This is a genomic window from Rickettsia sp., from assembly GCF_965035265.1.
In genome coordinates this window covers 1-10,555 of the sequence record NZ_CBCDJS010000047.1, presented here as the reverse complement: position 1 = coordinate 10,555, position 10,555 = coordinate 1, and the positions used below count along the sequence as shown (strand labels likewise).

Genomic DNA, 10,555 nt, shown 5'->3' with positions numbered 1-10,555 from the left:
ATAGTATCGTTAAAATGGTTAATTATAAGCGAGGTCATGCAGGCAGTGATTAGATTAACAAAGAGCCAAGGAAAACGATGTTTAACGGTATAAAATACATTGAAGAAAGTATCCTGAGTATGTACCCCGCTTAATGATAATATATCCTTTTCAGCTTGTTCTTCGATAATATAAATTATATTATCGATTGATACGCTACCGACTAGCTTACCGCTTTTATTTACTACCGGTACAATAGTTAAAGCATATTGTCTAAAAATAAAGCTTAGTTCATTTAAGTCGGTAAAAGCATCTGCGAGCTTAAAATCTTTGTTCATCAAATCTTTTATTAATTCATTTTTTTTGTGTTTAATTAGCGTACTGAGAGAAATAATACCGATGGGGCGTAATTTATTATCTGTGACGATTGCAGCATAAAAGTCATGTTTTACGTTCTTGATAAAATTTAATGATTCCTCGACCGTCCATCCTTCTTGAAGATTAATAAAATCTCGTTCAATTACTCTACCTACCGTATTTTCAGGGTATGTACAACCTACGGTAATTTGGTGTTTTTTTTCTTTAGTGAGATTACTTAGGATAAGGTCTTTTATATCATCGTCTAGATCAATTACTACTTCAATAGCATCTTCTATAACTAGCTTATTAATTAATTCTGCAGATTTTTTTATGCCTAAAGTTTCTATTATTAGAGGCTTACTATAAGCATTTAACGATACTAGAGTTTCAGGCTTAATTTCATCCTGTAATAAAGGAATAATTATTTTATATGTTTTATTGTTAAGATTATCTAAGAAATCCGCTAAATCGGCATAATGAAGCTTGGCCAGCCTGTTTGCAGCAGCATCATAATTGTGATCTTCAATCAGATCGTTAATTTGATCAAAAATCTCAGCAAATTGATCGTGATGATCAGGTAAGATGCTTTTAAATATATTGAAATTAGGCATAACCTATTTACCTAATAGTTTATTATATATACTAAGATAGAACTTCAAAAATTGGCTACGTCATCCTACAAGAGCTACGGTACTCACGTATTAAGTATACGCTCCGCTCCTCGCCTTGTGGATTCCTTGCTCTTTTTGAAGTTGATCTTCGTATACCAACTCTTCATTTTACTTCGGAGTATACTTGTTATAATTATTTAAAACTGATTTAGTTAGGTATAACGCAAGGTGGTGTACAATTTACCAATCAATATAAATCACAGAGTACAAATAAGCAATAGTTTTTTATTTAGCAAAAGATCCATGTTGGATAATATTGACATCTCTAAGATATTAATTATATCCTTAAATTAATATCTTTTTATTAAGAGGGTATCAGTAGATTAAATTTAATTAATAATTAAAGAGCTTTTTTAGCGAAAATTGATAAGATTTTTACAGAAATAGCAGTTCCTGTTTCAAAAAAATCTTATAATTGCTAGCCGAAAAGAATTAAATTATAGGTTAAAATTTATTTACTGATACCCTCTAGGATATTAGGAGGAGAATTATGAACGAACAGGAAGAATTATTGATTGAGGCAATTCAGGATAGCGATTTAAAAAAGGTTCAAAAGTTATTACAAGCAGGGGTTAATCCTAATACATTAGACGAAGATGATAATCCTTGTATTTATTCTGCTATAAGCAATAAAAATTTAGATATTGTTAATGCTTTATTAGATTACGGTGCTAATCCCAATGCATTGGATGAAGCGGGAAACCATATAATTTTAAAGGCTATAGCAACAAAGAAGTTAGGTATCCTTAATGCTTTATTAGATAAAGGAGCTGACCCTAACTTTCAGCCTACCGGCAAAAATCCTATTCTTCTAAAGGCTATAAGCAATGATAACTTAGATATGTTTAATGCTTTAATAAATAAAGGAGCTAATCCAAATGCATTGGACTTAGAGAGAAATCCTATTATTTTAAGAGCTATAAAGTCAGAAAAAGTGAAGATGGTTAAGGCTTTATTAGATAAAGGGGTCGACGTTAACCAAGTGGATAAAGACGGTACTCCAATTTTATTTTCAGCCGTAAAGACTAAAGACTTAGACACTATTAGGTCTTTAATAGATAAAAATGCTGATATTGAGCTTACGGATAAAAACGGTGATACTGCTCTAGATATTCTATTGGAACGTAAAGGAAATGTAGATATAGCTTTACTATTTATAGAAAATGCTAAAGAACAAACAGTAGAAAAAATTCTTAATTTAAAAAATAGTAACGGTGAAACTCTTTTGCATTTAGCAGCACAACAAGGAAAGAAAGAGGTATTTGATAAATGTCTAGATTATTATTTAAAATCTAATCACACAGTGAATATTACCGATAAGGCCGGAAATACTCCGCTGTATTGGAGCAAATTATTAGGACATACGAAGATTTCCGAGATATTAACTAAACATGCAGAAGAACTGAATGATACTGCATATACAAGAATTACAAAAACAGAGCGTTTTGAAGATTTACCGCCGATACCTAAAATTGTATTAAGCTATAATTCCCAAGTTGGGGGAGAAGTTGCAAATGAAGCAAAAAATAAGCTTATTTACCAAGGTGGAGATCTAGAATATATTGATTATAGAAAAATAGTACCTGAATCGGCTAATACAGAGAAGAATATTAATAAAGAAGTAATAAATGAAGCAAAACAGAAAGCAAAAGAACTTTTAGCTGATAAGGATGCTTTAGTAATTCCCGGTAATAATTTTTCAGTTGATCCGGAAGTAGCTAAGCAATTTGGAGGAGAAGTAACCTTAAAAGAAGGTAAATTTGATTTTGCACGTTCTCTTGCTGAAACAATTATGGTAGAAGTAGCGATAGAAAAAGGGATGCCCATAATGGGGCTTTGCGGGGGCATCAAATTATTAATACCTATCTTAAAGGCAAAATAGCTGATATGCCTCATCATAAACACGATTCTATAATTATTGAACCTACTTCAGAATTAGCATCAATAATAAAAAGAAATTCTACTCAAAAAGAAATACCGGAGCAAAGCTTTTGGGGTAGTCATAATAATATAGTAAAAGAAGTAGGCGGAAAAGATAGATTGATAGATAAAAAAGAATTGCTAAAAGTAACGGCTACCACCAAACACGGAGAAATAGAAGCAACGGAATCACAGTTCGGAGCTCCAATTCGTACCTTTCAATTTCATCCTGAAGTGTCTGAACGAAAGCTTACATATTCAGTTGAAGAAATGATACGTGATAAAAAAATCTTCGCATCATTTGTACAATCGGCACAAACATTTGCTAATAAGAAAAATCTAGGAGTAAATATAAAATCCGAAGTACCGAAACAGAAAAATTTTAGAGCAATGATCTCAGAACAAAGAAAAGAGAAGCCTACAGCAAGAAGTCGCTAATTTGACTTTGTGAAAAACCGGTGAATGGTGCGGTCGAGAAGATTTGAACTTCCAATCTTTTTACAGAACAGCACCCTCAATGCTGCGCGTCTACCAATTTCGCCACGACCGCTTAAGTTTTACTCTATAGCAGATTATGAGGATAATATCAATAGAGTTTTGATGTCATTTCTGTCTTTCTATGTCATTCCCGCGGAAGCGGGAATCCAGAGAAAAAGCATAAATACAGCAAATTTTTAAAATTAAAAGCTCGATTTATCTCGCTTTATTCTGGATTCCTGCTTTCGCAGGAATGACATATAATACCTCTTCACGATGACAACCCTACGACAAACTCACAACAAAACTAGGTATAATAGATTGCTTAACAGCAGCTTTTGTTAAACTAGCTAGTTTTTCCTCAATATTATCAAAATTAATATGATATTCTCTAGAGTTCCCGGTTAACACTAGGGCGGAGTCTATACCGAGGCGATTTGCTGCAAGTATATCAGTGTAAAAAGTGTCCCCTATCATTAAAATACGTTCCTTAGGGGTATTATGACATTCTTTAAAAATCTTGCTATATATTTCTGCATGCGGCTTGCCGCTATAAATTACTTTTCCGCCAAGTTGCTTTATTTTTTCGGCATAATAGCCGCTGCAATATCTATAAACACCGTGCTGATTTATTCCAAGGTCAGGGTTAGCACATATATTGATCATTTTACGTTCTACGACGATTTTAAATAATTCATCAAACTCGTTTAAATCTAAATTTTCGTTTTCATCCCTGTAAATAGTCATTAGGAAAATATTAGCTTTGTTAATATCATCGGTAATAGGGCATTGTATGCCATTTACTATATCATTTTCTAAATGTCCCAAATGATATATTACCGGTTTTTCGATACCGAAACGCTCTTTGCTTTCTAAAATCATTTCTACTGCTATTTCACCTGAGCTAATGATCATTTCCGGCTTTGCATTTAATCCCCAAGATTTAATTGTTTGATGCAGTGAAAAAATATTTCGTGGAGCATTAGTAACAAAATATACTTTTTTCCGTTCAATAATTTTATTAATATTTTGTACAACATTAGGGTAGGTATGTCCTCCTTCGATTATTACTCCCCAAAGATCAAATAAAAATACGTCATAATCATCCATTACATCGAAAATATTTTTTAACTTTAATGTATCCATTGTTATCTCATTAATTTGGTATTGTTTCGGTGTCATTCCCGCGGAAGCGGGAATTCAGAAAAAAAGGTATAAAAACGGTAAATATTTTAAATTAAAAGCTCGATTTATCTCGCTTTAGACTGGATTCCCGCTTCCGCGGGAATGACATCGGTGAGGTTATCTCGCTAATTTTAAATCAAGAAACTTTACTATTTTAATAAGTTACGTTATAGTTATTTTTATTGTTTCTAGCAACAAGTTAATAAATATTGTGTCGGATTATGTCGGAAATTGAAGAAAAATTTAATGAATCATCATATGGTGCTGATTCTATTAAAGTTTTAAGAGGTCTTGAAGCGGTAAAGAAAAGACCTGGAATGTATATCGGTGACGTGGGTGATGGGTCTGGTCTACATCATATGATTTATGAAGTAGTCGACAACGCTATTGATGAGTCGCTCGCCGGTTATTGTGATTTAGTACAGGTTACCTTAAATAAAAATGGTTCGGTTACGGTATCGGATAATGGACGAGGTATACCTGTTGAAATTCATGAAGAAGAGGGAATATCGGCAGCTGAAGTAATTATGACGCAGCTTCATGCCGGCGGTAAGTTTGACCAGAACTCCTATAAGGTTTCAGGGGGCTTACACGGAGTCGGTGTATCGGTGGTAAATGCTCTTTCAGAGTGGCTTGAGCTGCGTATATGGCGTAATAATAAGGAATACTTAATTAGATTTAACAACGGAATAACAGAAGCTCCGCTTGCGCTCGTCAAAGAAAATATTGATAAAAAGGGTACGGAAGTTACTTTTTTCCCGTCTGTAGAAACATTTACCAATATAGAATTTGATTTTGCCACTATAGAACATCGTCTTCGTGAGCTTGCTTTTTTAAATTCAGGCGTAAAAATTTTATTGCTAGATAATCGATTTGAAGAAGCTAAGGAAACAGAGTTTTATTATACGGGTGGTATAGAAGCTTATGTGAAATATATAGATAGAGCCAAACATGCCGTTCATCAATGTATAATAGTTAATGGCGATAATCCAGACTCAGGTATACGAGTTGAGCTTGCTATGCATTGGAATGATTCTTATCATGAAAATATTTTATGTTTTACTAATAATATTAGGCAGCGTGACGGCGGTACGCATCTCAGTGCTTTTAAATCAGGTATAACTAGGGCGGTTACTTCTTATCTTAATAACACAGGTCTTAACAAAAAAACTAAAAATGATTTCAGTGGCGAAGATATTCGAGAAGGATTGTGTTGTGTATTATCAGTTCAAGTTCCCGATCCTAAATTTTCCTCTCAGACAAAGGATAAGCTAGTAAGCTCCGAAGTACGACCGGTTGTTGAAAATGCCGTCTATACTAAAGTACTCGAATGGTTTGAAGAGCATCCTGCCGAAGCTAAGCTAATTATAAACAAGATTATGGAAGCAGCTAACGCTCGTGAAGCTGCTAGAAAAGCAAGAGAGCTAACTAGAAGAAAATCAGTCTTAGAAGTATCAAATTTGCCAGGTAAACTTGCAGATTGCCATTCAAAAGATCCGGCAGCTTCAGAACTGTTTATAGTTGAGGGAGATTCTGCGGGTGGTACTGCAAAACAGGGTAGGGATAGTAAAATTCAGGCTATATTACCTCTACGTGGTAAAATTTTAAATGTTGAACGTGCAAGATTTGATAAAATGCTTGGTTCTGATCAAATAGGTACGTTAATTACGGCTCTTGGAATTAGTGTTGAGCGAGAATTTTCACTTGAAAAGCTTAGATATCATAAAGTTATTATTATGACCGATGCTGATGTTGACGGATCGCACATTAGAACTTTACTGCTTACGTTTTTCTATCGTCATATGCCGGAGCTAATAAATAAAGGTTATCTATATATAGCACAGCCACCTCTTTATAAAGTGAAAAAAGGAGCAGCCGAGCTTTATTTAAAGAATGAGCAAGCTTTGCAAGATTATTTGATAAAATCAACTATCAATGATGCAACCTTAACTCTAGACGGTAAAGAGCAGTTAGTAGATGATAATTTAGAAGAGCTAATTAGTAAAGTAGTAAAGTTTAACGGCTTGCTTGATCATGCTAGCAAAAAATTTAATCGCTCAATTACTGAAATTCTTGCAATTAATGACTTACTTAATAATAAAATATTTGAGGCTGAAAGTGATTTAAGGCTTAAAAAAGCTTTAGATGATTTAAATAGCTTAGAAGAGTCGCCTGATAAAACTAATTGGGAAGTTTTAAAACATGAAAATAAAATAGAGTTCTTCCGTTTTAGCAGAGGCTTAAAAGAAAGTAAAATATTGTTGAAAGAGCAGTTGGAATCATTTGAGTTTATACAAATATCAAAGCTTGCTTTAACAATTTTTGATATATTTGATAAGCAATTAAAGCTTACGGTAAAAAACCAAGAATTTGATATTTTAACACCGAGTAGGCTATTAAATACTATTATAGAGTGCGGAAAAAAAGGTATAAGCATTCAGCGTTTCAAAGGGCTTGGTGAGATGAATTCCGATCAGTTATGGGACACTACGCTTAACCCTGACAGAAGAACTTTATTACAAGTAAGAGTTGCTCAAGAAGACGATGCAGAAGTGATTTTTTCTACTTTAATGGGTGATGTTGTTGAACCTCGCAGATTATTTATCCAAGAGAATGCTTTAAATGTCGTGAATTTGGATATTTAGCTGTATCCTTTAAAGATAATCGGTGTCATCCCGTGGCTTGACCGCGAGATCCAGTACTTAAAAAGCCTAAATATAGTAAATTTTTAAAATTAAAAGCTCAATTTATCTCGCTTTATGCTGGACCCCGTGGTCAAGCCACGGGGTGACACCGGAAACATTTTTATAAAACTTATGCAAAAATTAATTATTCACGGCGGTAAACCTCTCAGAGGTAGTATTAATATTAGCGGTGCTAAAAATGCTGTGCTACCTATTATGGCAGCCTCTATTCTTACCGATAAATTGCACATTACTAACGTTCCAAAGTTAACGGATGTTAGTACTATGAAAAACTTGCTAAGAAGTCATGGAGCAGATATTGAAATAGTAGATCACCAAGATGAATTTGAACTTATAATTAATACCGGAAGTATAAATAACTTTACCGCAGATTATGAAATAGTCCGTAAAATGAGAGCATCGATTTGGGTGCTTGGTCCTTTGCTTACTAAATACGGTAAAGCAAAAGTATCACTTCCGGGCGGTTGTGCTATCGGAGCAAGGCAAGTAGATTTACATATTGCGGTTTTAAAGTCTATGGGGGCTACAATTGAAATTGAAGACGGTTATATTAATGCTTCAAGTAAAGGACGCTTGAAAGGTACTCATTTTGTTTTTGATAAAGTTTCCGTCGGGGCTACTATTAATGCAATACTTGCGGCTGTTTTAGCAGAAGGCGAGACGCTGCTTTTTAATTGCGGCCGGGAGCCGGAAATAGTTGATTTATGTAATTGCCTTATTAAAATGGGAGCAGATATTACAGGTGTCGGCACTAGTGAAATAACAATTAATGGTAAAAATTCATTAAATAAAGCGAGTTATAGAGTACTCTCTGATCGTATTGAAGCCGGTACTTATATGTTCGCAGCAGCAATTACTAAAGGTGACTTAAAAATTTGTGGGATTGATTATCATATTATAGAAAATATAGCTTTAAAACTTATAGAAACCGGTATAAAAGTTGTACCGATCGATAACGGGGTTCAAGTAACTTATGAAAGGAAGTTAAATTCAGTTGATTTAGAAACCAATCCGTACCCAGGCTTTGCTACCGATTTGCAAGCACAATTTATGAGTCTTATGGCGATTAGTAACGGTGTTTCAATGATCACCGAAAATATTTTTGAAAACCGTTTTATGCATGTACCGGAGTTGTGTAGAATGGGAGCAGATATAACTGTGCGAGGTAATAAGGCTATAGTCCGAGGTGTTGAAACACTAAAGGGAGCAAAAGTTATGGCAAGTGACCTTAGAGCTTCAGTATCACTAATACTCGCCGGTCTTAGTACTAATAGCAAAACCGTACTACATCGAATATATCACTTAGATCGTGGATTCCAAGATTTAGAAAAGAAATTAAGTAATTGCGGTGCAGATATAAAAAGAGTATAATATAGCTTGTTTATTATTGTGCAGTTTGAGTTGATGTCATTCCTGTGAAAGCAGGAATCCAGTTAAATAAAGCTTTAAGAAGCTTTATTTAAAAAAATATAGAATAAAGAAATCTTTGAAATCAAGATTTTTTTAGCATGGATCCCTGCTTTCGCAGGGATGACATCAAGGGCTTTTTAAAAATGTCTGGTACAACATAAAGCCAGCAAATTCATTATGTTAACGGAGAAAAATTATGGCAAGAATTACGGCAGAAGATTGTAATAAAGTTATACCTGATAGGTTTAGGCTTGTTGTCCTAGCAACTAGATATGCTAAATTATTAAATTATAAAGTAGAAGCTAGTCAAACCAAAAAAGAAAAGCGTGATAAGCCCCCTGTTATTTCACTACGTAGAATTGCTGCCGGAAAAGTATCGGTAGAACAGTTAGAACAAGACTTAATAAACAGTCTACGTACAAGAACTACGATAGAACCTCTTGTTAATCAAGATGAGTCGGAAGATGTAGAAGAAAAATTTGATGAATATTTAGCTGAAGTTTGTATAAATGATGATTACTCTGATTTAGATGATCAAATCTTTATTGATGAAAGTGATGAAGATTATGATACAGATAAGTAAATGCTTATCGGTATCGGTACTGATATAGTACAAATTCCTAGAATCAAAAAAATATTACATTCATATCCGGAACTTTTTGCTAAAAGAATTCTAGCCTCAAAGGAATTAAGACAGTTTACTTTATTAGATAAAACAAGTCATGCTACTTTTTTAGCAAAACGTTTTGCTGCTAAAGAAGCTGTTAGTAAAGCTTTTGGGGTCGGAATCGGTCAAGGCATAAACTTTAAAGACATTACTATACTAAATGATGATTTAGGCAAGCCTATAGTAGAAGTTAGTTCAAACTATACAAAAAAATACTCTTCTTTTAATACTCACCTTTCTCTTTCTGATGATTATCCTGTATGTGTAGCATTTGCTGTGATTGAGGGGGGGTTATAGTGTCATTCCTACGTAGGTAGGTGCATTGACCTTACGTGGATCAATTATACTACTGTCATCCCGCGACTTGATCGCGGGATCCAGCTAGAATTATTAGTATTTTTAGTTATTTTTTTGGATACCGTGGTCAAGCCACGGTATGACACCGAACACGTTTAATAACGAAATATAAATTACTCTCCGGCTTTGCTATCTGCTTTAGGTAACATGATTTTTAAATCTGATTTAGCTTCTAAATCAGAAATATATTTCTTTAGTATTTCGGAAGCTAATATATTATCAATAGTTACTTTTGCTTCTTCTTTTGTTGGGATAGGCACAGGCTTTTTCTCAAGTACTTTGATAATATGCCAACCGAAATCGGTTTTTACGGGAGTTGAAACTTCGTTTACTTTTAAAGCAAAAGCTTTCTTTTCAAATTCTGGTACTAACTGTCCTGGTTGATTTAATAGAATGTAACCTATAACTCCACCATTTGCACCTGAAGCTTTATCAATAGATAGCTTTTCTGCAAGTTTAGCAAAATTTTCGCCTTTGCTTAATTTGGTTTTAATATCATTAGCTTCTTTTTGGGATTTAACTAAAATATGAGCAACTTGTATCTGCTCTTTACCTTTAAGATTACCGACATATTTATTATACTCGTCATCGAATATCTTGTCTGTAATATTAGATTTTATGTAATTTGCTAGTAATTCTTGTTGAGCTAATTGATTTTTTGCGTTTTCAAGTTTTTCTTGAAATTCTTTAGAAGAAGTAATATTTGACTTAGCAACTTCTTCTTTTAATAAAAGGTTATTAACATAAATTTTTATTAATTTTTCCTGATCTTGCGGCGGAAAATCATCAAAGTTTTTGATTGTTTCACCTGATTGAAGATTAAG

8 protein-coding genes, 1 tRNA gene and 1 pseudogene are annotated in these 10,555 nt (G+C 33.7%); 5 read left to right on the top strand and 5 right to left on the bottom strand.

Annotated elements, in window-relative coordinates:
• Positions 1-950: magnesium transporter (locus tag AC1Z7D_RS04190; protein ID WP_482602240.1), on the bottom strand; the 950-nt coding region annotated here is incomplete at its 3' end.
• Positions 951-1,500: 550 nt separating this feature from the next.
• Here AC1Z7D_RS04190 and AC1Z7D_RS04185 point away from each other — a divergent pair.
• Positions 1,501-3,368, top strand: a pseudogene (locus AC1Z7D_RS04185) (ankyrin repeat domain-containing protein).
• A gap of 25 nt (positions 3,369-3,393) precedes the next feature.
• Here AC1Z7D_RS04185 and AC1Z7D_RS04180 read toward each other — a convergent pair.
• Both AC1Z7D_RS04180 and AC1Z7D_RS04175 read right to left on the bottom strand, forming a co-directional pair.
• A tRNA-Leu gene (locus AC1Z7D_RS04180) sits at positions 3,394-3,480 on the bottom strand.
• A gap of 212 nt (positions 3,481-3,692) precedes the next feature.
• Entirely contained in the window at positions 3,693-4,553 is an 861-nt protein-coding gene (locus tag AC1Z7D_RS04175) for a TIGR01459 family HAD-type hydrolase (RefSeq protein WP_482602242.1), read from the bottom strand.
• 260 nt (positions 4,554-4,813) lie between these two features.
• Between AC1Z7D_RS04175 and gyrB the strand changes: the two genes are divergently transcribed.
• The 4 genes from gyrB (at position 4,814) to acpS (ending at position 9,671) form a co-directional block, all read left to right on the top strand.
• Entirely contained in the window at positions 4,814-7,237 is a 2,424-nt protein-coding gene (gene gyrB / locus AC1Z7D_RS04170; protein WP_482602238.1) for a DNA topoisomerase (ATP-hydrolyzing) subunit B, read from the top strand.
• Positions 7,238-7,408: 171 nt separating this feature from the next.
• Positions 7,409-8,668 carry a UDP-N-acetylglucosamine 1-carboxyvinyltransferase gene (murA, locus tag AC1Z7D_RS04165; protein WP_482602236.1) on the top strand — a complete coding sequence of 420 codons (1,260 nt, stop codon included), beginning with the start codon at positions 7,409-7,411 and terminating at the stop codon, positions 8,666-8,668.
• A gap of 235 nt (positions 8,669-8,903) precedes the next feature.
• Positions 8,904-9,290, top strand: a complete 387-nt coding sequence (gene rpoZ, locus AC1Z7D_RS04160) for a DNA-directed RNA polymerase subunit omega (RefSeq protein WP_482602234.1) — start codon at positions 8,904-8,906, stop codon at positions 9,288-9,290.
• Positions 9,291-9,671 (top strand): holo-ACP synthase, encoded by a 381-nt coding sequence (acpS, locus tag AC1Z7D_RS04155; protein ID WP_482602233.1) that lies wholly within the window; start codon positions 9,291-9,293, stop codon positions 9,669-9,671. It begins immediately after the preceding gene.
• A gap of 44 nt (positions 9,672-9,715) precedes the next feature.
• Here the strand turns inward: acpS and AC1Z7D_RS04150 are convergent, their stop codons facing one another.
• Both AC1Z7D_RS04150 and AC1Z7D_RS04145 read right to left on the bottom strand, forming a co-directional pair.
• Positions 9,716-9,817, bottom strand: coding sequence for a palindromic element RPE4 domain-containing protein (locus AC1Z7D_RS04150; RefSeq protein ID WP_482602244.1), 102 nt, complete (start codon positions 9,815-9,817; stop codon positions 9,716-9,718).
• Positions 9,818-9,844: 27 nt separating this feature from the next.
• Positions 9,845-10,555 (bottom strand): peptidylprolyl isomerase (locus AC1Z7D_RS04145; protein ID WP_482602231.1); only part of this gene is annotated, 711 nt, incomplete at its 5' end.